This is a genomic window from Haloferax namakaokahaiae, assembly GCF_042663225.1.
Classification (GTDB): Archaea; Halobacteriota; Halobacteria; order Halobacteriales; family Haloferacaceae; genus Haloferax; species Haloferax namakaokahaiae.
This window is the reverse complement of sequence record NZ_JBHTAA010000005.1, coordinates 473,811-494,422: the sequence shown is the minus strand read 5'-3', so window position 1 is coordinate 494,422 and position 20,612 is coordinate 473,811. Positions and strand designations below refer to the sequence as shown.

The window sequence follows — 20,612 nt, the reverse complement described above, 5'->3', positions numbered from 1 at the left end:
ATCCCCATAGCCCTCGGGTCGAAAGCCCCGCACATGACACGTCGCGCCTACCGAGGTGTTGCCCTCGTCGCCCTCATCTTCCTCGTCGTCCAAGTCGGCGCACTCGCCCTCGTTCCGACGTTCTTCGAACAGGGCTACCAGACCGTCGAAGACCCAACGGACCCGACGAACAGCCTCCTCTACATCGGGGCGATTATCGGCATGACGGCGTTCATGCTCGCCGCGTTCAAGTACGACCTCGACCAGTTGATTCGACTGCTCATCGTCTTCACCAGCGGCGTCCTCGCGTGGTACGTCTTCGCCGCCATCCTCCCGAGCGCGCTCGCGGCTATCGCCCTCTCGGCCGTCGTCGCGCTCGCGCTCTTGGTCTACCCCGAGTGGTACGTCATCGACGTTGCAGGCGCGCTCATGGGCGCTGGTGCGGCCGGTCTCTTCGGCATTAGCTTCGGCATCCTGCCGGCGCTCGTCTTGCTCTCGATTCTCGCCGTCTACGACGCCATCAGCGTCTACAAGACCAAACACATGCTCGACCTCGCCGAGGGCGTCATGGACCTCCGAATCCCCGTCGTGCTCGTGATACCGACGACGCTCTCCTACTCGCTTCTCGACGACGATTTCTCGAAAGACGCGAACGACATCGGCGACGACGAAGAAGAAGAGAGCGACGAAAAGACGGGCGACGAAGCCACCAGCGGCGAGACGGACGCAGAAGACGCAGACCCCGCCGACCGCGACGCGTTCTTCATCGGTCTCGGCGACGCAGTCATGCCGACGGTGATGGTCGCGTCGGCGGCGTTCTTCTCGCCCGCCGCCTCGCTCGGTCTCGCGTCACTCCCCGCGCTCAACCTGCCCGCGTTGCTGGCGATGATTGGGACGTTCTTCGGTCTCGGTGCGCTCATGTGGGCCGTGATGAAAGGTCGCGCGCACGCCGGCCTGCCGCTCCTCAACGGCGGTGCAATCGGCGGCTATCTGATTGGGTCGCTGATTTCGGGCGTGCCAATCGTGACGGCGCTCGGTCTCGCGCCGTATCTGTAAGTCCGCTTTTTCGCTCCCATTCTCGGGGGGTGGTGGCACACGGAAGACGCCGTTGACGAGTTATGCGAGTCTGAAGTAGACCGACGTACTGTCGCCCGTTTCGACTTCTTTCGTCACCACGATTCCCTCCTCGACGAGTTCGGTGAGTGCCTCGTCGATATCGTTGATGACCATCGTTGTCGCAGCCACGTCCCCGGCAAAATCGACCAGGCCGTCGGCGAACGATCCCAGTGGATTCCGCGTTCGGTCCATGTAGAGTGGGCTAAAATCGACACCGAGAACGATTTCTCGTGCAGTGAATGCCTTGTCGGGGCGCTCGCTCAGAAACGACGTGATGAGGTCTTTTTCGGTCTCGATCGCTCCCTCTTCGTCGTTCGCAATCGGCTCGTCGCCGCTCACTTCGGTGGTTCCTGCCTCGAATTCGTCGGTAGAAATTGGCATGCGTACTGACACGTAGGAGAGTGGAGAGTAATTAACTGTCGGATATGCTGACTTACTCGAATACACTAACCGACAGAGTAGCCGCTAACCCAAACCAGCGAATCAGCGAGTGGACGGCAGTCCGTCACCGTCGAGGAGTTCCGGAAGGTCGCCAAACGCCGAAATCCGCACGTCCGGTTCTCGGTACGGTGTCTCGTCGTCGTTTTCGACCCACACGGAGGCCATCCCGAGCGTCTCGCCCATCATGAGGTCCTCATTGTACTCGTCGCTGACGAAGGCGACTGGTTCGTCGCCTTCTGGCAGGCACTCGAAGTATCCTTTCGGATGTGGTTTCGACCGTCTGAGGTCCGAGGAGACGACGAGTTCGTCGAAGCAGTCGAGGACGCCGTGTTCCGAGAGAACCGTCTCAATCCACGGACGCGCCATGTTGCCGAAGAGGACGAGCGTGTGGTCGGCCGCAAGGTTTCGGAGAATATCGACGTGTTCCTCTGGGAAGTTGGGACTGAGCCACGTCGTTTCGAGGTAGTCACGACACGCGTCCTCCGAGGCCCCCGTGAGTGTCGAGAGGAGTTCGAGGTACCCCGCCGTGGTCTGGACGAACCCGTCACGAAATGCGAAGTAGGCGAGCCATCCGGGATAGGGGTCGGCGTCGGGATCTATCCCGAGAATATGCGCCTGTTCGCGTTCGTCACCGTGTTCGACGATGACGCCGCCGTAATCGAGGACGAGATGCATGGGACCTGTTCAAAGCTTCCGGCCAGCCTTTAGTTTATTCCTCGTCCGCGCCCTCACGAACCCGAACTGCCATCCCCGTCTCGAAGTCGAGCATCGCGTCCGCCGACAACTCGGCGCGCCCGACGCCGAGGAGTTCCGAGTCGGGGCCGACGATGAGAACTTCGTCGCCCGAGCGCACGTCGGACGACACGTCGGTGACGAACTTTGCGAAGGCGTTCTTCCCGTCGCGGACGAACGGAATCGACTCGTCGCCGACGTGGACGCGGTAGCCGTCGTCGAGACCGGTAGCAAGGAGTCGGCCGCCGGCGACACCGAGGGTGAATCGGCCGTCGGTTCCGTAGGAAACCACGCGCTCGCCCTCGACGTACACCTGTCGCGGGCGGCCGCTTCGAGAGCGAGTGAGTTCGATATCGCTATCCTCGGGAAACAGCGCGTCGCCCGCGTCCGCCCCGAACTGGTAGTCCGCGACCACGCGAAGGTCGGCGAGGTCGGCGGCGTCGTCTTCGGTCATACCCCTGTGTTCTGGGTGGCGGCTAAAGTGGGTCGCGGTCCGAAGCGAGAGAATGCGATTATATCACACACGCAGACACAACGGAAAGTCATAAGTCTCGGAGAGACCGCTTCCCGGTAATGACTGCCGATATGCGCCTCGCTGCAATCGGAACCGCTCTGCTACTCGTGAGTAGCGCGATTCTGGTGCAGACCTCTATCGACGGGCGATTGCCCGTCGTTCTCGCCGCGCTCGCCTCCGTCGGGGCCGTCGCGGCCGTCTTCCGAGCGTCGTCCCACACGAACTGACAGTTCTTGCCAAATTACATATAGCGACGGCAACACATCGGGGTATGGCAGCTATCAGTTCCCTCTTCACAGCCCTCTCTGCCCTCCGGCGGAACCCCGTGATATTCCTCGGGGGTCTCATCTCCGGATTGGTAACGCTCCCGCAACTCGCCACACAGTTGGCGGCGATTCCCCTCGTGCCGAACGCGCTCCAGATTCTCACGTTCTTCATCACGCCCTTCGTCGCCGCCGGCATCTACGGGATGGCCCAGGAGTCGCTCTCGAATCAGGAAACGTCGTTTTCCACGTTCACGGCCGTCGGCCGCGAGAAGTACGTCCCGCTGTTGCTTGCGAACCTCGTGAACTTCGGCATCTACGTCGCCTTCCTCATCGTGTTCGGAATCGTCGCCATCGCCGCCGCGGCGAGTATCGGCATCGGCGCGCTCGCCGGTGGTGGTGACTTCGCACTCGGCACCGGCGCGATTATCGCACTCGGTATCGTGGTGTTGCTGGGACTGGCCTTCGTCGTCGTCCAGTTCCTCATCCAGTTCTTCCCCGTCGCAGTCGTCGTGGACGACGCGGGCGCTATCGAGGCGTTCGGCGACAGTTACCGTCTCGTGCGTGCGAACATCGTCTCCACGCTGGGGTACTCGATTATCACGTTCGTCGCCGCACTCGTCGTCGCCACACCCGTGACCGGGTTCGTCATCTTCCGGACGTTCCAGAACATCCAAGACGTGCAATCTGCGCAGGCCGGGGGAGGTGCGGTGCCAAACGCCGCCGCAGGTCTCGGACTCTCGCTGGTCGAAGTGCTCTCGCTCTCGGCGATTTCGCTCGCGCTGACGATGCTTCTCGTCGCGTTCACGTCCACCTACGCCGTCAGTTTCTATCAGGCCCACGCAGCGCCGAACTTCGGGCCGGACATCGACGGCGACTCCGTCATTCCGGAGTTCGAGTAACTACAGCAGGAACGTCTCTTTTCGCTCCGAGAGGTCGATGAAGGCGTCGGCGGCCTCCACGAGTTCGTCGGCGGTCGATTCCTTGAACGACATCACTTCGACGCGGACGCCCTCGTGACGGAGGTGCGAACACAGTCGTTCGAAGTCGCCGTCACCCGAACAGAGGACGATGGTATCGACGTGATTGGCGAGGCTCACCGCGTCGAGGGCGATACCGAGGTCCCAGTCTGCCTTCTTCGACCCGTCGCCGAACGTCTTGATGTCTTTTATCTTCGTCTCGAAACCGATATCGACGAGTGCATCGAAAAACCGCTCTTCGTCCGGGGAGTCCGCGCGAATGACGTACGCAATCGCCCGCGTCAGCGCGCGCCCCGCGGTCCCTTTTTCGAGGAGTGACGAATAATCGATATTTCGTGAGTAGAGACTCTGTGCCGTATGGTAGAGATTCTGCGCGTCGGCTAAGATGGCCACGCGCTGATCTTGGTGAATCTCGGTCATCTGTCCACCTCTCACACGCAGGAGGCTAATATCCGTCGGAAGGTTGGATGAAACTGACCCCGGAGTGGCAGGTGATGTGAGGGACGTAAACTATATCATCCTGCGAGGTACTCGTTGCCAGTGTGAACATTGCTGTTCGGCCCACCGTCACACCAACACGGTCGACAGCGACGCGTCCTTTTTTGAAAAAACGCGCGCAGTAATCGCTCGTTGCGGGGGTAGCGACCCCGTCTCGGGTGGCCTCTGAACTCACAGCGCGCAGTCGTGACACCACTGACCACAGCGACACACAAAACAACAACACACCACACATGACAGCAATCGACCTCCGCGGGGTCTTCCCCGCGATGACGACGCCGTTCCACGAAGACGGCAGCATCGACTTCGAAACACTCCAGTCCGACGTCCAGCGCCTCGAAGCCGCGGGCGTCGATGGTCTCGTTCCCGTCGGTTCGACGGGCGAGTCCGCGACGCTCACGCACGACGAACACATTGACGTCGTCGAGGCCGTCGTCGAAGCGGTAGACGAGATTCCCGTCATCGCTGGGTCCGGGTCCAATTCGACCCGCGAAGCACTCGAACTATCACAACGCTCCGCGGACGCCGGCGCAGACGCACTCCTTCTCATTTCTCCGTACTACAACAAGCCCGAACAGGCGGGTATCATCGACCACTACGAGACCATCGCCGACGAGGTTGACGTCCCGCAAATCGTCTACAACGTCCCAAGCCGGACGGGAAGCAACATCCTCCCAGAGACGGCCGCGACGCTCGCGGATCACCCGAACATCGCGGGTTACAAGGCCGCCAGCGGCGACGTGGGACAGATTTCCCAAGTCGTCGAGTACACCCGAGACGAGGACTTCGCCGTCCTCTCGGGCGACGACGCGCTGAACCTCCCAATCGTCTCGGTCGGCGGCGTCGGCGCGATTTCGGTCACCGCGAACATCGAACCCGCGCGGACGGGCGCGGTGGTTCACTCCGCACTGCAGGGCGACTACGAACGCGCCCGCGAGATTCACCACGACCTCGGCCCGCTCAACCGCCACCTGTTCGTCGAGACGAACCCGATTCCGGTCAAGGAAGCCATGGAGATTCGCGGCTACGGACCGGGACGCGTTCGCCCGCCGCTCACCCGACTCGGCGAGGAGAACACGGCCGAACTCGAACGACTCCTCTCCGACCTCGAAGCCGAGGAAGCACTCGCAGACGGAGGACGCGAGGAGTGACGGTCCGCATCGGCGTCACCGGCGCGACCGGCCGAATGGGTGGCGAAGTGCTCGCCGCCGCGGCGGAGCGTGAGGACCTCGAAGTCGTCCTCGCGGTCAGTCGCTCGGCCGACGAGGAAGTCGAAGGTGTCGCGGTCGAATCCGCGGCCGACCTGCCGGCACTCCTCGCCGAACGCGAACCCGACGTACTCGTAGACTTCACCGGTCCGGAGTCGTGTGTCGAGTACGCGAGCGCCTGTGCAGAAGCAGGCGTCGCGCTCGTCACCGGGACCACCGGTCTCTCCGACGAGCAGTTCGACGCGCTCGAAACCCTCGCCGACGACGTGCCGGTCCTCTACGCCTCGAACTTCTCGCGCGGCATCGCGGCACTCCGCCGGGCAGTTCGAGAGGCAATTCCCGCACTGGACGGCTACGATATCGAACTGACCGAGACGCACCACAACGCCAAGCGAGACGCCCCCAGCGGGACGGCACTGACGCTGTTGGAGGATATAGACGACGTTCGCGGCGACGCCGAACGCGTCCACGGCCGCGAGGGCGAAGCACCCCGAACCGAGGGAGAAATCGGCGTTCACGCACGCCGGGCGGGGGATATTGCCGGTGAACACGAGGTATTACTGGCTGGGAATCACGAGTCACTATCACTCACACACCGTGCCGGGTCGCGCGGCGTCTTCGCCGCCGGGGCGCTCGACGCCGCCGCGTGGCTCTCGGGCCGCGACGCCGGCTGGTACGACTTCACGGAGGTACTCGAATGAGCTTACAAACGGACGTAGAAGGCCTGTGGCAGCAGTATCAGAACGACGAAATCGACGCTCAATCGGCGACCGTTGACGAACTCGACACGCTCGATGCGTTCCTCGACGCGCTCGAAGCGGGCGAGGTGCGCGCGGCGGAGAAGACCGGCGCGGACGTGACCTCGTGGGAAGCAAACGAGTGGGTCAAGCAGGGGATTCTCCTCAACTTCGGCCTGCGCGAGACGCTCGCCCGCGAGTACGGCGACGTTCGCTACCACGACGTGCTTCCGCTCCGCGACACGACAGACTTGGGCGAGCGCGGCACGCGCAACACGCCCGACGGAACCGCGATTCGACGCGGTGCCTACCTCGGCTCCGACTGCATCATGATGAGTCCCTCGTTCGTCAACATCGGTGCCTACATCGGCGACGGCACGCTCGTGGACTCCTGCGACACCGTCGGCTCCTGCGCCCAAATCGGCGAGAACGTCAAACTCGGCGCGAACACCCTCATCGGCGGCGTCCTCGAACCCGTCGAAGACGCGCCCGTCGTCGTCGAAGACGGCGCGGCACTGGGCGCTGGCTGTCGCGTCACCTCGGGCTTCCGCGTCGGCGAGAACTCCATCGTCGGCGAGAACACGCTTCTCACGCCTCGAATCCCCGTCTACGACCTCGTGGACGAAGAGATTTACTACGGGCACCTGCCGGCGAACCGTCGCGCGTTCACGCGCTTCGTGGAATCCTCGCTCGGCGACCACGAGATGTTCGAGAGCGGGGCGTACAAGCCCGCCGTCGTCGCCCTCGACATCGAAGACGACACGCTCGATGCGACTCGTCGAGAGGAGGCACTGCGCGAATGAGCGCGGGAGGTCCGGCGGTACGGCGACTCGCCGACTGGGACCGCGAGCAGTTGCTGTCGCTCGCCGACGAGTTCGGCTCGCCGCTGTACGTCACCGACCTCCAGCGCGTCGCGGAGAACTGCCAGCGCCTTCGGGACGCGTTCCCGGAAGCGCACATCAGCTACGCGGTCAAGGCCCACACCGGACAGGCTGTCCTCGAAACCGTCCGGGAGGCGGGACTCGACGCCGAGTGCGCCTCCGCGGGCGAACTCGTCCGCGCCTTCGACGCCGGATTCGAAGGCAACCGCGTCCGCTACACCGCCGTCAACCCACCGAGCGCCGACCTCGATATCGTCGTCTCCTACTGGGAGGACCATCCGAACCTGACGATTACGGTCGGCGCGGAGGACACCATCGACCGACTCCGGGAACGCGGTTTCGACGGCCGACTCTGCCTTCGGGCCAACCCCGGTGTCGGCGCGGGCCACCACGAGAAGGTCCGAACCGGCGCGCACGCCAAGTTCGGTATCCCAATCGACCGCGTTCCCGATATCGCCGAGCGCGTCCGCGACGAAGTGGACCTCGTCGGCGTCCACGCCCACGCGGGCAGCGGAATCTCGGGCGACGACCTCTCGGCACACCGCGAACTCGTCCGCCGGATGGGCGACCTCGCGCGGTCGATTCCGGGTCTCGAATTCGTGGACGTCGGCGGGGGATTCGGCGTCCCGTACCACGAAGACGAACCACCGCTCGACCTCGGTGCAGTCGCCGACGCCACCCGCGAGGCGCTCGGCGAGACCGAGGCAGACCTCGCAATCGAACCGGGTCGCTACGTCGTCGCCGACGCGGGCGTCCTCCTCTCCGAAGTCAACACCGTGAAGGACGTCCCCGAGACGACCGTCGTCGGCACGGACGCTGGTATGACGACTCTGCTCCGACCAGCGATGTACGACGCGTACCACGCGGTGTCGAACCTCTCTCGGCCCGACGCCGGGGTGGTCTCGACCATCATCGCGGGACCCGTCTGCGAGACGAGCGACGTGCTCGCGGACGACCGACCGCTCGCGCGACCCGAGCGGGGTGACCTTCTCGCTTTCGGCAACGCCGGGGCCTACGGCTACGAGATGGCGAGCACCTACAACTCGCGGCCGCGCCCCGCCGAAGTCGTCCTCGACGACGACGGCCCGCGCGTCGCCCGACGCGCAGAGACCATCGAGGACATCACCACCCTCGAACGAACCGCATCCGAACACATCCCCAACTGACCAAGCACACACAGAACAATGAGCGTACTAAACACCGTCCCATTCGAAAAGTTCCACGGCACTGGAAACGACTTCTTCGTCGTCGATGCAGAAGACCCCGTCCCGGACCGACCGGCGTTCGCACGGGCACACTGCGACCGAGACGGCGGTATCGTACTGAACGAGAGCGAGCGAGTCGGCGCCGACGGCGTCCTCTTTCTCGCCTTGGAAGACCGCTACGACCCGCCGCGGGTCGTCATGACTCTCGTCCAACCCGACGGCTCCGTCGCCGCCATGTGCGGCAACGGCGCTCGCGTCGCGGCCGCGTGGGCCGCCGAGCGAACCGGGTCTGACCAGATTATGATAGACACCCCGGCCGGCACTCGTCGCGCCATCGTCGAAGACGACGACGTGACCGTCGAGATGGGCGTGCCGATGTTCGCCCCGCGAGACGTGCCCGCCGACAGCGGCGAACCCCTCGTCGAGACCGAAATCGAGGGACTCACCGTCACCGCCGTCAACACCGGCGTCCCCCACGCCGTCGCCTTCGTCGAGGACGTAGACGACGTGGACCTCGAAGCCGTCGCACCCGCCGTCCGTCACGCACCCATCTTCCCCGAGGGCGCGAACGTCACGCTCGCCTCGCCCGACGGTGAGGGCGGATTCGACCAGCGAACCTTCGAGCGAGGCGTCGAAGGCGAGACCCAATCCTGTGGGACGGGCGCCGTCGCCGTCGTCGCCGCCGCAAAGCGCCTCGGACTCGTCGAGGGCGACGACCCAGTGCGCGTCTCGCCGCCGGGCGGCGACCTCTCGGTGACGGTTCCCGACGAAGGTTCGGCACTGCTCGGCGGCCCGGCAGTCCGCGAGGGCGCTGGCGAAGCGGACACCGTCTTCCGCGAACGATGAGCGGCGCGGGGTCGGGGTTCGACCCTATCGAGTTCCTCGAAACCGCCGTTCCGGTCGCCTCGAACGAGGACGTAAGCGAGATGCGCGACCTGCTGGTCTCGACTATCGAGGCGCAGGGAATCGACGCGCACGTGGACGACGCGGGCAACACCATCGCCTCGAAGGGCACAGACGACCCGGAGACGCATCTCGTGCTCAACACCCACATCGACACCGTCTCGCCACACGTCCCCTACGAGCGCGAACCGGGCGTCATCCACGGCCGCGGGTCGTGCGATGCGAAGGGACCGCTCGCCGCACTGCTCACCGCCTTCTTCGCCGTCGAACCCGCCGAGGATTCGCGGGTGACGCTGGCGATTACCCCAGACGAAGAACTCCTCTCGCTCGGCGCGGACGCACTCGACGTCGAGGGCGACATGTACATCGTCGGCGAACCGACCGGGCTCGACGTGTGTACCGCCGCCAAGGGACGGTTCGAGGGGACGATTTCGCTCTCGGGCGTCGCCGCCCACGCCGCCGAACCGCAGTCCGGCGTCAACGCAATCGGTGCGCTCGCACCAGTGCTGTCGGTCATCGACGAGTTCGACGCCGACCGCGCGTCGCATCCGGAACTCGGGTCGGCGAGTCTGACGGCGACGATGGTTGAGGGTGGCGAGAACTCGAATCAAGTGCCCGCGGCCTGCGACCTCGTCGTAGACCGCCGGAGCGTTCCGCCGGAGACCGCAACGGGCTTCCGCGAATCGCTCGAATCACGACTCCGTGAAGCGGTTCCCGAGGACGTCGGCGTCGAGTTCACCCTGACCGAGCGCCCGACGCCGTTCCTCGAAGCGTTCGCTACGGACCCCGAGCACGAACTCGTCTCGGCGGTCTCGGACGCGTCTCGTGCGGCAGGTGGTTCCGGCGACGTTCGGCCGTTCACGGCCGCGACGGAGGCGTCGTACTTCGCACACGCCCCCGTGGTCGTCTTCGGTCCCGGAGACCTCGCCGACGACGAGGGTGCCGTCGCCCACGCGGAGCGCGAATACGTGCAGACCGACGACGTGCGCGCGGCCGCCGATGCGCTGTCGGACGCCGTCGCGGCGCTCGTCACCTAAATGTCTGTCAATCAAAACGTACTTGTCTGATTGCATTGAAGTTTTGCGCAGATGCATCCTCCCCGAATGCTCTGCATTGGTCTCGCGTTCCTCGTTTTGGTCTCCGGAGTCGGGGCTGCTGCTGGCGGTATCGACATCGACCACGACGGTGAGCGATTCATCCTCGATGCCACGGCCGATCAGCACGTCCGCGGAACGACGACATTCGAGAACGGGACGACGATTAACGTCCGTATCACCTCCAACGGCGAGACGCACCCGTTTCTCATGTCGAAATCGACCACCGTCGGCACGAACGGAAGTTTCGACGTGCAGTTCGACCTCACGGAGTTGGCACCCCTCCGCGGCGGTCCAGTGACGGTCGCACTCCGCCACAACGAATCTCGTATCTACGCGACGAACGCGACGCTCGTGACGAACAACATGCCCGAAAATTCGACGCTGACGCCCGACACGGTCGAATCGTCCGAGACGACCGCCGCGACGACGACCACGGAATCACCGACGCCGACTGATATCGGCGTCCCCGGATTCGGTCTCGGAGCGACAGTCGTCGCACTCCTCAGTGCCGCACTGTTCGTGCGCCGCTGACGGCCGGCAGAACGCAACGCCCTTTTTCCACCCCCGCAATCGTCGCGTATGTACGAGGCGGTCTACACCTATCCCGACGGCGAGAGCACGGCCAGTCGCGTCGCCCGCACCGCCGTCCGGTACGGCTACGACGGAATCGTGATTCGCGCCAGCGACGCGCGACCCGAGTACGACCGCCTCCGAGAGCGCCTCGACGCCGACCTCGTCGATGCGGTCGAGATTCAGGCAGAAGACCCCGAACACGCGAGCGGTGCGGTCGGCAACTACCGCCCGCAACGCGAACTGCTCGTCCTCCGAGGCGGGACGAACGCGTTGAATCGCTTCGCAGTCGAGCACTCGCGCGTAGACGTACTCTCACAACCGATGCGAGACAGTGGAGATTTCAATCACGTCCTCGCCAAAGCCGCCCGCGACAACGGCGTTCGCATCGAGTTCGACTTCGGGCCAGTGCTCCGGTCCGAAGGCGGCACGCGCGTGCAGGCGCTCTCGAACCTTCGAAAGCTCCGCGACCTCGTGGAGTACTACGACGCGCCGTACGTCGTCAGCGCGGGCGCACGCTCGCATCTCGAGCTTCGCACGCCGCGCGAACTCGCCGCACTCGGCGAAATCATCGGCTTCGACCGCGAGCAGGTGATGGAGGGACTTCGAGAGTGGGGGCGACTCACCGCTCGGAACCGCGAGCGGACGTCCGAGTCGTTCATTGCACCCGGCGTCAAACGAGGAGAGTATGAAGAAGACGATTGAGGAACACGCCGCCCGCTTCTCGAAGATAGCCTCGAAGTACGACGAGTCGCAGGACTCGGAGGAGTACAGGGCCTGTGCCTCGCTCGTCGTCCACTACGCCGACCCGTCGCCCGACGACGTCGTCCTCGACCTCGGAACGGGAACGGGCGCGATTGCGCTCGCCCTCGCCGGCGACGCCGAGCGCGTCATCGGCCGCGACATCAGCGAGGGCATGCTGGACGAAGCACGACGCAAAGCCGAGGAAGTCGGTCTCGACAACGTCGAGTTCGGCGAGGGACGCTTCCGCGACCCGAACGTGGACGAGAACGTCGATTTGGTGGTCTCCAACTTCGCCATGCACCACCTCTCGGACGAGGAGAAACGCGAGGCGATTCAGGTCATCGCCGACCTCCAACCGCGGCGGTTCGTCCTCGGCGACGTGATGTTCTTCGGAACGCCCGACCCGGACGAACCGTTCTACTCGCCGGAAGTTGACCTCCCATCGACGGTCGGCTTCCTCGCCGAGGCGTTGACTGAGGCCGGGTTCGTCCTCACGGCCGTCGAATCGGTCCACGACCAAGTCGGCGTCTTGGTGGCAGAACGCGCACCACTCGAATAGATGAAACACCTTCCAAAGCACCTGCGGCCGCGATGGCGTTATCTCGCGGTCGAAATCGAGACGTGGCCCGATGCCGACCTCACGCGCGGTCCGTTCCAGCGCGAGTTGTGGTACGCCGCACAGAACCTCTTCGGCGATTCGGGGAGCGCCGACGCCGACCTGACCGTCCTCGGATTCGACTACGACGACGGCATCGCCCAGACCATCGTCCGCGCTCGCCGGGGTCACGTCGAGGAGACGCGTGCGGCACTCGCCTGTATCGACGACATCCAAGACGACCCGGTTGGTATCAGAGTGAAAGGCGTCTCCGGCACGGTGCGTGCCTGTTCGGAAAGGTATTTACACGACCGGACCGGATTTTCCGAGGAGAGAAACGTCGTGTTCGAGAACGAAGAACGAACCGCGTTTGTCCGCGACTCACTCTTGGACATCGCGGGTTCTGACGGGTTCACGGGCGCGACGCAACTCGATTTCGAGTGATATCATGCAGGGACAAGCGCAACAGCAGGCGTACGACCGCGGGATTACGATTTTCTCGCCGGATGGCCGTCTCTATCAGGTCGAATACGCTCGTGAAGCCGTCAAACGCGGCACGGCGAGCATCGGTGTTCGAACACCTGAGGGAGTCGTCCTCGCGGCGGACAAGCGGTCCCGCTCGCCACTGATGGAACCGACCAGCGTCGAGAAGATTCACAAGGCAGACGACCACATCGGCATCGCCAGCGCCGGTCACGTCGCCGACGCCCGCCAACTCATCGACTTCGCCCGCCGCCAGTCGCAGGTCAACCGACTGCGCTACGGCGAACCGATTGGCATCGAGACGCTCACCAAGGAAGTCACCGACCACATCCAGCAGTACACACAGGTCGGTGGCGCACGCCCGTTCGGTGTCGCCCTCCTCATCGGCGGCGTCGAGAACGGCAGTCCGCGCCTCTACGAGACGGACCCCTCGGGGACGCCCTACGAGTGGAAGGCCGTCTCCATCGGTGCCGAGCGCGGCGACCTTCAGGAGTACCTCGAAGAGAACTACCGCGACGACCTGACCCTCGAAGAGGGCATCGAACTCGCACTGGAGGCAGTCGCCTCCACGAGCGAGGACGGTATCGCCCCCGACGGCATCGACGTTGCCACCGTCTCGGCCGAGACCGAGCGCTTCGTGCAACTGTCGAACGACGAAATCGAGACGCACCTCGAAGCCAACGACCTGCTGGCTTCCGAGGAAGACGAACCCGCAGACGAATAATTCGTTTCGCGGTTTTGTTTTCGACTACGTGCTGAGCGGTTGCGCTGGTTGCGTTCGTTTCTGAGTGTGCTGTCTACAATATCAGCGTTTGAGGAGAAGTGTATGACACAGACAGAGGGTGTATGCAGCAACTGCTGCTCTCTCTTTCACCGGAGGTCGGTTAAATTGTCTGATAGAAAGAAACTGTGTACGCTTCAGATTGGACAGCACGTGTCTGAGTAAATACGCTCGTGAGTTACAATCCGCTGATTGCGATTCCACCACCGTATAATATAATCAGCAGACCGGCGGCTCGGCCAAGCATTATGGAGTCTTCACTCATCTCGACATCGGCTGCACTTTGTTTGGTCCCCATCGTTCTCGAGGCGCGCCTGATTTTGTCTACAAGAGGGTGATTCACCGCGGCTAACGCACCCATCGCCACGATTGCAAGCCCATCCCGACACGGAGAAAATCGGCCATAGAGATACCCAACAGACAGTCGCATGAATATTTTGCCACTCAGTATACACTTCCACCCTTTCCGTGAAGAGTACCCATTCTATATTCAGCAGGCGCTAGCAAATTAGCGACGGACGGAATTTTCAAATCAACCTAACTGAGACAGACAGCGATGCGTCTCGCATCCATGGAGACAGAGAATCGACCGCGAGCGCGTTTAGTAACTGTCGTAGGCGAGGTTCATCAGCCACTGCGAGAACGCGTTACTGTTCGGGTTGATCTCTTCTTCGCCGATGAAGGGCGAGAGCATGTCGCCGGCCATCAGCATCGAGAAGTCGAGGTCGCGCGCGGTGGGTTCGAGGTAGTAGGTCGTGTGGCCGTTGTAGACGGTCTGCGTGCGCTTGATAAGCTCGACCGATTCCAGCACGTCCGCGATACGGCTCCCCTTGCGGGAGGAGATGTCCAGTTCCTTCCAGAAATCGCTCTGGTGAATGCCACCCGTCTCGCGGATGAGTTCGAGCCCTGCGTACTCATCGGAGGAAAGTTCGGATTCGGCTTCGCTCACGCTCATATCACGTACACGTCGGGCAAGCGATTTAATGCTGACGTTCGACCGGTTCGAACGAGGTCTCACAGGGCGGGCCGTCGGCGAACTCGTACTCGAACCCTCCCTTTCCGAGCGTAATCACCGAGGACGAACGCGTGCCGAATCGCCCGTCAGGGTCGTGTACGCAGACGCCGAACTCGTGGTCGCCGAGGACGTTCCTCGCTCGCTCGCGCCACGACTCCATCGACTCGCCGGGTTCGACCTGTAGCGTCTCCCATACGCGCCCGGCGTTGTTCGCCTGCTGCTCGCCGACTTCGGGTCGCTCTGCGGGGACGTACCACGAGTCTTGCGTCCCGACGTTGACGACGACGTTGACGCCGGGGTCGAAGTTCCGCACCGAGAGCACGCCGTCCCACTCGAACAACAGTGCGGCGTTCTCGTCGGCGACGACGAGGTTGAACCCGTCGTAGGTGTGGTCGCGGACGCTCCGCTCGACGAATCGGGCGGCGTCCTCTGCCGTCTCGTGCCTGAGCGCGTCGCGGACGAGGTGCCCACGCGAGCGCTCGCCACCGCCCTCTACTTCGACCCAGCGGTTCGTGATGCCGACGAAGACACCCTCGTCGTTGTAGCCGACCCACGTGCCGCCCGCTTCCGAGTCACGGGGGGCGACGATGGCCGGCCCCTCACCGTCGGTCCAGCGCTGAGGAGGTTCGGCGGGCCTGTCGAGCAGTTCATCACGGTTGGCGGCGACGACGACCGGCGCGTCCTGAAACACCTGCCACGCGAGGATGAGTGTGCACACGGGTAGCGATACGGAGTCTGTGCGGAAAAACGTCTGTCTCGCGGAGGAATCGGAGCAGTTCGACCTCAGCGATTCGACCTCGACTACTCTTCGGTTACTCGCCGTCGGTGAATCGACTCGGGTCCTGCGCCGCGAGCGCGACGTTCACGGCCGCGACGTTCTCGGGCACGTCGTGGACGCGGACGATATCCGCACCTCGGTCGGCGGCGATGGTCGTCCCGGCGATGGTCGCCGCGAGGTTGTCGCCCGGCTTTTCGCCGACGAGCGAGAACATCGACTTGTGGGAGTGACCGACGAGAATCGGACACCCGAGCGCGCGGAACTCGTCCGCGCGACCGAGTAGTTCGAAGTTCTCGGCCTTCGATTTGCCGAAGCCGAGACCGGGGTCCACGATGATGTTTCGCCGTGGAACCCCCGCCTTCTCGGCGAGGAGGACGAGTTCGGAGAGTTCGTCGATGACGTCCTCGACCACGTCGTCGTAGTCGATGTCCTTGTCCGGAATCACCGGCGCGTCGATGCTGTGCATGACGATTATCGGCACGTCGCGCTCGGCGGCGAGAAAGCGCATTTCGGGGTCTTCGAGACCGGTCACGTCGTTGAGGATGTCTGCGCCCGCGTCGAGTGCCGCCTCGGCGACACTGGCTTTTCGCGTATCGACCGAGACGAGCACGTCGAGGTCGGCGATGGCTTCGATGACGGGCGCGACGCGCCGAATCTCTTCTTCGACGGGCACCTCCTCCGCGCCGGGGCGGGTGCTCTCGCCGCCGACGTCGATGATATCGACGCCCGCATCGACCATCGCCCGTGCTTGCTCGACGGCCGCGTCGATATCGTAGAACTCGCCACCGTCGTGGAAACTGTCGGGCGTGACGTTCAGAATGCCCATGACTGCGGTCCGGTCGTCCCACGGGTAGCCGTGGTCGTCGTCGGCTTCGAAGCCGAGTTGCGCCCGGAGGTTGTCCGCGAGTTCGGGAAGGCCGTGTGGTCGGCCGTCCAACCGCTCGACCAACTGGTCGAACTGTGCGACGGTCCCCATCAGAACCACGTCGATGAGTTCGCCCGCCGACGTGGCCCCGGAGATTGCACACTCGCCGCCGACGGCGAGCATATCCTCTCTGATGAGGTGGGCCTGTCGCTGTTGGACGCGGGTTCGAATCACGCGATGGACGCCCGCGCCGTGGGTCGTCTCGAACGTCTCTGCATCGACGTGCGCGCCTTCGAGCGTCTCGTTCGCCTCGGCGAGCGTTCGGTGCGTCTTCGGGACGAGCGCGCGCGTCCACGCGGTTCGCGCCTCGGCGACACAGTAGAGCGACCCCGAGAGGAGCACGCAGTCGTTCGGCTCGGCGCGTTCACACGCCCGTTCGAGTGCGGTCGAAACGGCGGGTTCGGCGGAAACGTCTGGAATCCCGGCATCTTCGAACACCTTCGTGAGGATTTCGGTCGATTCCGCCCGCGAGATGTCGGCCTGGCAGGTCACGACGGAGGCGACCTCGGGGAGTTCCGAGACCATCTCGCGGTGGTCCTTGTCGTGCATCGCGCCGTAGACGAGGTGCAGGTTCTCGTAGTCGAAATCCGAGAGCACGGTGGCGAGTTCGGCGAACGCGCCGGGGTTGTGTGCGCCGTCGAGGACGACCAGCGGGTCGGTGGACATGACCTCGAACCGGCCGGGCCAGTAGGCCTTTCGAAGCCCGCGGTGAATCGCGTCGGTGCCGATAGCGCCCGCGGCGTCGGCTCCGCCCGTAAACTGGCGCGCGAGTTCGACAGCGATACCGGCGTTCTGCGCCTGATATCGGCCGAGGAGAGGGATTCGAACGTCGAGGTGGTCGCCGTCGATATCGAGTGCGACGGCACTCTCTTGGTGTGAAGTGCAGCCCTCGTATTCGGCCTGTACGTCGGCGTCACTCCCCGCCTCGCCGACGGTTCGAACGTCGCCGACTTCGTCGCGGATGACGTCGAGTGCTTCCCCCGTTGCGCCGGTGACGAGCGGTGCATTCGCGGGCGCGACGGCGGCTTTCGTCCGGGCGATTTCTTCAATGGTGTCGCCGAGGACGGCCGTGTGTTCGAGCGAGACGTTCGTCACCGCGCTGGCGACGGGTTCGACGACGCTCGTCGCGTCCAGCTCGCCGCCCATACCGACTTCGAGGACGCCGACGTCCACGTCCGCCTCGGCGAAGTACCAGATGCCGAGTGCGGTCATCGCCTCGAAGAAAGTGATTGGGTCGCCGTCGGCGGCGCGCTTTACCAAGTAGGGTTTGGCTTCGGCGACGAACTCGCAGAGCGCGGACTCGGGAATCTCCCGCCCATCGACGCGGACCCGTTCGCGCACGTCGTCGAAGTGTGGCGAGGTGTAGAGACCGACGCTCCGCCCGCTCTCGCGGAGCATCGATTCGAGCATTCGGGCGGTGCTTCCCTTGCCGTTCGACCCGGCGATTTGAACGAACGAGACGCCCTCGTGCGGGTCTCCGAGGTACGCCAGTAACCGCCGAATCGACTCGGTTCCGGGCTTGATTTTGAAGCGCCGGAGGTCGAAGAGGAAGTTGACCGCCTCGTGGTACTCCATACGCGAAAAACCCGCAGGGACGGCTTAGGCCTAACGCTCCGGGGCGGCGTCTTCTCCCGAAATTATCGGTCGATGTGGACGACCAGTACCGGACAGTGCGTGTTCTCGACCACCCGTTCGGTCACGCTCCCGAGCGCGGCCAGTTTGTCGCGGCCAGTCCGCCCGTGGGTCCCCATCACGATAACGTCGATATCGTGCTCGTCCGCGTATTCGAGGATGACCCGGTGCGGGACGCCCTCGCGGATTGCCTCCGTCGTCTGTACCGTCCGCGGTATCTCATCGACGACGTCGTCCACCGCGTCGATGGCGTCCTCGCGCAGGAACTGAATCACCGCGTCCTGTTGGTCGCCACCGGCCGCGAGGTAGATGCGCTGGTCGATGACCGACAGCGCGTGAATCGTCGATTCCGGCCCTGCGAGTTCTTTGGCGTGTTTGAGTGCGTTCACGGTCGCCGGACTCCCGTCGGTCGGGACGAGTATCTCCCTGTACATGGACGTAGTTTCGTCTCGTTAACACTTGAAGTGAGTCGGCGGTTCTTCGAGTGTGGGAATGAATCGGTGAGATGAACCTGTCGTACTCGCTGTTCGGTGGGACTCTCTTGCGGCTGTGTTGAAAACAGGGCGCGCGTGTGTCATCGAAACCGAATTATTCCCCACTGAGTTCCCAGTCGAACTGATAAGCGTGATATCGCGTGCGTTGTTGGAACCGGTGTTCCCCGTGACTACGTTCCGGTCGCTCGAAATGAGGAGAATCCCGTTGTCGCTACTCGATACGACCGCGTTGTCAACGATTCGATTCTCGTCGCTGGAGCGAAGTCGAATGCCGACCGCGTTCGACTCTGCCGTGTTGTCTGTAATCGTGTTTCCGCTGGAGAGGTCGGCGAGGAAGATTCCGTAGAACCGATTCGACACCGAGTTTCGGACGAGGCGGTTGTTTTCGGCGGTAGACAGCCAGATACCGGCGATTTGGTTTCCGTTCGCGGTGTTCGACCTGAGGGTGTTACTCTGTGCGCCGATGAGCGCGATACCGAACTCGTTGTTCGAAGCCGTGTTGTTTGCGACCGTATTGTTGCTCGCCCCGGCCTCGACGAGGTGGATGCCGAACAGGTCGTTGTTGGATGCATTGTTGCCGACGAGCGTGTTGTTCGCACTAGATTCGAGTAGCGAGATGCCTCGCAGTCGGTTGTCGCGGGCGACGTTTTCCGCGAGTCGGTTGTCGCGGGCGTTGAGGAGCGATAGCCCGACGCGGTTGTTCGCCGTCGTCGTTCCGACGACCGCGCCGTCGGTCACGCCGATGTAGCGGATACCGTCGTCCCAGTCGGTGACGCTCACGTTCCGAACCGTGACGTTTCTGAGCGGTGGGTCGCCGTTCGAACGGACGATGACGCCGGCCGTTCCGAATGCGCCCACGCCGTCGATGCGATGGCCGCGACCGAGGAGGACGACGTCGTCCGATTGGATGTTGATGCAGGTGTCTACCCGGCTGTCCGTAATGTCGGCGCTGAGGGTGTAGCGCCCCGGTTCGGTAATCGTGGTACAGGAAGCGATGGTCTCGGGTTGCTGCACGCCAGCCACTGTGCCGCCGCCGACCAGCCAAAAACCGGCACTAGCGACGCTAAGGACGGCGACGAGGGCGACTGCTCGCCAGTGGTCTGCGGAACTCACCATTGTGCAAATGTACACGACACCGCACATAGGGTCTTTTTCACCACTCTCCAGAGTGTCCGAACCCACAGACAGTATTCACATCGCTGACAATTCCTATCTCTGAAGACGCCGTACTCCCTTCGATGACCCGAAAGGTACTCGTGCCGATAGATGGTGGCCCCCTCGGAGTGGAGGCAGTCGAACACGCGATGGAGACGTTCCCCGATAGCGAACTGACACTCCTCTACGTCATCGACCCGCGGTACACCACTGCGGACGACGACGAACTCCACCCCGACCGACTCTTTACCCAACTCGTGAACCTCGTCGAAGAACGACGAATTCCGGTACGAACCGAGACGCGAGTGGGGCATCCGGGTCGGGAAATCGTCGAGTACTGTGACGAGAACGACGTGGACGAAATCGTGATTGGGAGTCACGGCAGAGACCACGACGCACGAATTCTCCTCGGAAGTGTCGCAAAGCGAGTGACGAGACGAGCGCCGGTCCCCGTCACTATCGTCCGCCCGAAGCAACGTCACGGGTCGGTACGGTATCTCGTCGCGCTGGACCACTCTGAACAGTCACAGAGGGCGCTCGAATACGCACTGGCCAGTTTCCCCGATGCAGAACTCACTGTCTTGCACGTCGTCGAATCGAGGCGACGACACCACGAGAGCGCCGACGAAGCGGCGAGGTTGGTGGACGATGCACGAAAGAAGGCGCGGGAACACGGCGTCGAAGTGCGAGCCGTCAGCGAGGAGAGAGACGGCACGAAACCAGCACGCGCGATTCTGGACTACGTCACCGCGAACGACATCGACCACGTAATCGTCGGGAGTCACGGTCGCTCAGGAGCGTCTCGAATCTTACTCGGGAGCGTCGCCGAATCGGTTGCGAGACGGTCACCGGTACCGGTGACTGTCGTGCGGTAGGACGCCCTATG

24 protein-coding genes are annotated in these 20,612 nt (G+C 63.6%); 15 read left to right on the top strand and 9 right to left on the bottom strand.

Annotation, left to right across the window (positions count from 1 at the left end; translation table 11 throughout):
- Positions 1–33 precede the first annotated feature (33 nt).
- Positions 34–1,035, top strand: a complete 1,002-nt coding sequence (locus ACFQJC_RS10065) for a presenilin family intramembrane aspartyl protease PSH (protein ID WP_390223199.1) — start codon at positions 34–36, stop codon at positions 1,033–1,035.
- 60 nt (positions 1,036–1,095) lie between these two features.
- On the opposite strand, the gene ACFQJC_RS10060 is transcribed toward ACFQJC_RS10065, so the two are convergent.
- From ACFQJC_RS10060 to ACFQJC_RS10050, 3 genes are all read right to left on the bottom strand, one after another.
- Positions 1,096–1,476: a hypothetical protein gene (locus tag ACFQJC_RS10060; RefSeq protein ID WP_390223198.1), complete on the bottom strand. Its 381-nt coding sequence runs from the start codon at positions 1,474–1,476 to the stop codon at positions 1,096–1,098.
- Positions 1,477–1,578: 102 nt separating this feature from the next.
- Positions 1,579–2,211, bottom strand: a complete 633-nt coding sequence (locus ACFQJC_RS10055) for an HAD family hydrolase (RefSeq protein ID WP_390223197.1) — start codon at positions 2,209–2,211, stop codon at positions 1,579–1,581.
- Between the two features lie 34 nt (positions 2,212–2,245).
- Positions 2,246–2,722 carry a PUA domain-containing protein gene (locus ACFQJC_RS10050; protein WP_390223196.1) on the bottom strand — a complete coding sequence of 159 codons (477 nt, stop codon included), beginning with the start codon at positions 2,720–2,722 and terminating at the stop codon, positions 2,246–2,248.
- Positions 2,723–2,841: 119 nt separating this feature from the next.
- On the opposite strand from ACFQJC_RS10050, the gene ACFQJC_RS10045 reads away from it, so the two are divergent.
- Both ACFQJC_RS10045 and ACFQJC_RS10040 read left to right on the top strand, forming a co-directional pair.
- Complete coding sequence (locus ACFQJC_RS10045) at positions 2,842–3,009, top strand: hypothetical protein (protein ID WP_390223195.1); 168 nt, start codon at positions 2,842–2,844, stop codon at positions 3,007–3,009.
- A gap of 44 nt (positions 3,010–3,053) precedes the next feature.
- Positions 3,054–3,947, top strand: a complete 894-nt coding sequence (locus tag ACFQJC_RS10040; RefSeq protein WP_390223194.1) for a DUF7847 domain-containing protein — start codon at positions 3,054–3,056, stop codon at positions 3,945–3,947.
- Here the strand turns inward: ACFQJC_RS10040 and ACFQJC_RS10035 are convergent, their stop codons facing one another.
- Positions 3,948–4,445 (bottom strand): LabA-like NYN domain-containing protein, encoded by a 498-nt coding sequence (locus ACFQJC_RS10035; RefSeq protein ID WP_390223193.1) that lies wholly within the window; start codon positions 4,443–4,445, stop codon positions 3,948–3,950.
- 311 nt (positions 4,446–4,756) lie between these two features.
- On the opposite strand from ACFQJC_RS10035, the gene dapA reads away from it, so the two are divergent.
- The 11 genes from dapA to psmA are packed head-to-tail and all read left to right on the top strand — an operon-like array spanning position 4,757 to position 13,670.
- Positions 4,757–5,674 (top strand): 4-hydroxy-tetrahydrodipicolinate synthase, encoded by a 918-nt coding sequence (gene dapA / locus ACFQJC_RS10030; RefSeq protein WP_390223192.1) that lies wholly within the window; start codon positions 4,757–4,759, stop codon positions 5,672–5,674.
- Positions 5,671–6,432, top strand: coding sequence for a 4-hydroxy-tetrahydrodipicolinate reductase (dapB, locus tag ACFQJC_RS10025; protein WP_390223191.1), 762 nt, complete (start codon positions 5,671–5,673; stop codon positions 6,430–6,432). The genes dapA and dapB overlap by 4 nt, the downstream gene beginning before the upstream one ends.
- Positions 6,429–7,271, top strand: coding sequence for a 2,3,4,5-tetrahydropyridine-2,6-dicarboxylate N-succinyltransferase (locus ACFQJC_RS10020; RefSeq protein ID WP_390223190.1), 843 nt, complete (start codon positions 6,429–6,431; stop codon positions 7,269–7,271). The genes dapB and ACFQJC_RS10020 overlap by 4 nt, the downstream gene beginning before the upstream one ends.
- The gene (gene lysA / locus ACFQJC_RS10015) at positions 7,268–8,515 is read left to right on the top strand and encodes a diaminopimelate decarboxylase (protein WP_390223189.1); all 1,248 of its coding nucleotides are present in this window, start codon (positions 7,268–7,270) and stop codon (positions 8,513–8,515) included. Before ACFQJC_RS10020 ends, lysA begins: the two co-directional genes overlap by 4 nt.
- An 18-nt stretch (positions 8,516–8,533) precedes the next feature.
- Positions 8,534–9,400 (top strand): diaminopimelate epimerase, encoded by an 867-nt coding sequence (gene dapF, locus ACFQJC_RS10010; RefSeq protein WP_390223188.1) that lies wholly within the window; start codon positions 8,534–8,536, stop codon positions 9,398–9,400.
- Positions 9,397–10,494, top strand: a complete 1,098-nt coding sequence (locus ACFQJC_RS10005) for a M20 family metallopeptidase (protein WP_390223187.1) — start codon at positions 9,397–9,399, stop codon at positions 10,492–10,494. Before dapF ends, ACFQJC_RS10005 begins: the two co-directional genes overlap by 4 nt.
- A 51-nt stretch (positions 10,495–10,545) precedes the next feature.
- Positions 10,546–11,085 (top strand): BGTF surface domain-containing protein, encoded by a 540-nt coding sequence (locus ACFQJC_RS10000; RefSeq protein ID WP_390223186.1) that lies wholly within the window; start codon positions 10,546–10,548, stop codon positions 11,083–11,085.
- Positions 11,086–11,133: 48 nt separating this feature from the next.
- Positions 11,134–11,829: an RNase P subunit p30 family protein gene (locus ACFQJC_RS09995; RefSeq protein WP_390223185.1), complete on the top strand. Its 696-nt coding sequence runs from the start codon at positions 11,134–11,136 to the stop codon at positions 11,827–11,829.
- Positions 11,813–12,427 (top strand): class I SAM-dependent methyltransferase, encoded by a 615-nt coding sequence (locus tag ACFQJC_RS09990; RefSeq protein WP_390223184.1) that lies wholly within the window; start codon positions 11,813–11,815, stop codon positions 12,425–12,427. The genes ACFQJC_RS09995 and ACFQJC_RS09990 overlap by 17 nt, the downstream gene beginning before the upstream one ends.
- Positions 12,428–12,907, top strand: coding sequence for an Rpp14/Pop5 family protein (locus ACFQJC_RS09985; RefSeq protein WP_390223183.1), 480 nt, complete (start codon positions 12,428–12,430; stop codon positions 12,905–12,907).
- A gap of 4 nt (positions 12,908–12,911) precedes the next feature.
- Positions 12,912–13,670 (top strand): archaeal proteasome endopeptidase complex subunit alpha, encoded by a 759-nt coding sequence (psmA, locus tag ACFQJC_RS09980; RefSeq protein ID WP_390223182.1) that lies wholly within the window; start codon positions 12,912–12,914, stop codon positions 13,668–13,670.
- Between the two features lie 658 nt (positions 13,671–14,328).
- On the opposite strand, the gene ACFQJC_RS09975 is transcribed toward psmA, so the two are convergent.
- The 5 genes from ACFQJC_RS09975 to ACFQJC_RS09955 form a co-directional block, all read right to left on the bottom strand.
- Entirely contained in the window at positions 14,329–14,682 is a 354-nt protein-coding gene (locus ACFQJC_RS09975; RefSeq protein ID WP_390223181.1) for a helix-turn-helix transcriptional regulator, read from the bottom strand.
- A gap of 25 nt (positions 14,683–14,707) precedes the next feature.
- Complete coding sequence (locus ACFQJC_RS09970; protein ID WP_390223180.1) at positions 14,708–15,460, bottom strand: NRDE family protein; 753 nt, start codon at positions 15,458–15,460, stop codon at positions 14,708–14,710.
- A 94-nt stretch (positions 15,461–15,554) separates the two neighbouring features.
- Complete coding sequence (gene folP / locus ACFQJC_RS09965; protein ID WP_390223179.1) at positions 15,555–18,020, bottom strand: dihydropteroate synthase; 2,466 nt, start codon at positions 18,018–18,020, stop codon at positions 15,555–15,557.
- 62 nt (positions 18,021–18,082) lie between these two features.
- Entirely contained in the window at positions 18,083–18,511 is a 429-nt protein-coding gene (locus tag ACFQJC_RS09960; RefSeq protein WP_390223178.1) for a universal stress protein, read from the bottom strand.
- Between the two features lie 18 nt (positions 18,512–18,529).
- A complete protein-coding gene (locus ACFQJC_RS09955) occupies positions 18,530–19,687 on the bottom strand; it encodes a right-handed parallel beta-helix repeat-containing protein (protein WP_390223177.1) in 1,158 nt (385 codons plus the stop codon).
- A gap of 122 nt (positions 19,688–19,809) precedes the next feature.
- Here ACFQJC_RS09955 and ACFQJC_RS09950 point away from each other — a divergent pair, with 122 nt between their 5' ends.
- Positions 19,810–20,601, top strand: coding sequence for a universal stress protein (locus tag ACFQJC_RS09950; protein WP_390223176.1), 792 nt, complete (start codon positions 19,810–19,812; stop codon positions 20,599–20,601).
- The last annotated feature ends 11 nt before the right edge of the window (positions 20,602–20,612 follow it).

Coding starts and splice junctions, on each gene's coding strand:
- ACFQJC_RS09960 (WP_390223178.1), bottom strand. CDS start 18,511: ATGTACAGGGAGATACTCGTCCCGACCGACGGGAGTCCGGCGACCGTG.
- folP (WP_390223179.1), bottom strand. CDS start 18,020: ATGGAGTACCACGAGGCGGTCAACTTCCTCTTCGACCTCCGGCGCTTC.
- ACFQJC_RS10020 (WP_390223190.1), top strand. CDS start 6,429: ATGAGCTTACAAACGGACGTAGAAGGCCTGTGGCAGCAGTATCAGAAC.
- ACFQJC_RS09975 (WP_390223181.1), bottom strand. CDS start 14,682: ATGAGCGTGAGCGAAGCCGAATCCGAACTTTCCTCCGATGAGTACGCA.
- ACFQJC_RS10055 (WP_390223197.1), bottom strand. CDS start 2,211: ATGCATCTCGTCCTCGATTACGGCGGCGTCATCGTCGAACACGGTGAC.
- ACFQJC_RS09995 (WP_390223185.1), top strand. CDS start 11,134: ATGTACGAGGCGGTCTACACCTATCCCGACGGCGAGAGCACGGCCAGT.
- ACFQJC_RS10040 (WP_390223194.1), top strand. CDS start 3,054: ATGGCAGCTATCAGTTCCCTCTTCACAGCCCTCTCTGCCCTCCGGCGG.
- dapA (WP_390223192.1), top strand. CDS start 4,757: ATGACAGCAATCGACCTCCGCGGGGTCTTCCCCGCGATGACGACGCCG.
- ACFQJC_RS10035 (WP_390223193.1), bottom strand. CDS start 4,445: ATGACCGAGATTCACCAAGATCAGCGCGTGGCCATCTTAGCCGACGCG.
- ACFQJC_RS10065 (WP_390223199.1), top strand. CDS start 34: ATGACACGTCGCGCCTACCGAGGTGTTGCCCTCGTCGCCCTCATCTTC.
- ACFQJC_RS10045 (WP_390223195.1), top strand. CDS start 2,842: ATGACTGCCGATATGCGCCTCGCTGCAATCGGAACCGCTCTGCTACTC.
- ACFQJC_RS09985 (WP_390223183.1), top strand. CDS start 12,428: ATGAAACACCTTCCAAAGCACCTGCGGCCGCGATGGCGTTATCTCGCG.
- ACFQJC_RS10005 (WP_390223187.1), top strand. CDS start 9,397: ATGAGCGGCGCGGGGTCGGGGTTCGACCCTATCGAGTTCCTCGAAACC.
- lysA (WP_390223189.1), top strand. CDS start 7,268: ATGAGCGCGGGAGGTCCGGCGGTACGGCGACTCGCCGACTGGGACCGC.
- ACFQJC_RS09955 (WP_390223177.1), bottom strand. CDS start 19,687: ATGGTGAGTTCCGCAGACCACTGGCGAGCAGTCGCCCTCGTCGCCGTC.
- ACFQJC_RS10000 (WP_390223186.1), top strand. CDS start 10,546: ATGCATCCTCCCCGAATGCTCTGCATTGGTCTCGCGTTCCTCGTTTTG.
- ACFQJC_RS09990 (WP_390223184.1), top strand. CDS start 11,813: ATGAAGAAGACGATTGAGGAACACGCCGCCCGCTTCTCGAAGATAGCC.
- ACFQJC_RS09950 (WP_390223176.1), top strand. CDS start 19,810: ATGACCCGAAAGGTACTCGTGCCGATAGATGGTGGCCCCCTCGGAGTG.
- psmA (WP_390223182.1), top strand. CDS start 12,912: ATGCAGGGACAAGCGCAACAGCAGGCGTACGACCGCGGGATTACGATT.
- ACFQJC_RS10060 (WP_390223198.1), bottom strand. CDS start 1,476: ATGCCAATTTCTACCGACGAATTCGAGGCAGGAACCACCGAAGTGAGC.
- ACFQJC_RS10050 (WP_390223196.1), bottom strand. CDS start 2,722: ATGACCGAAGACGACGCCGCCGACCTCGCCGACCTTCGCGTGGTCGCG.
- dapF (WP_390223188.1), top strand. CDS start 8,534: ATGAGCGTACTAAACACCGTCCCATTCGAAAAGTTCCACGGCACTGGA.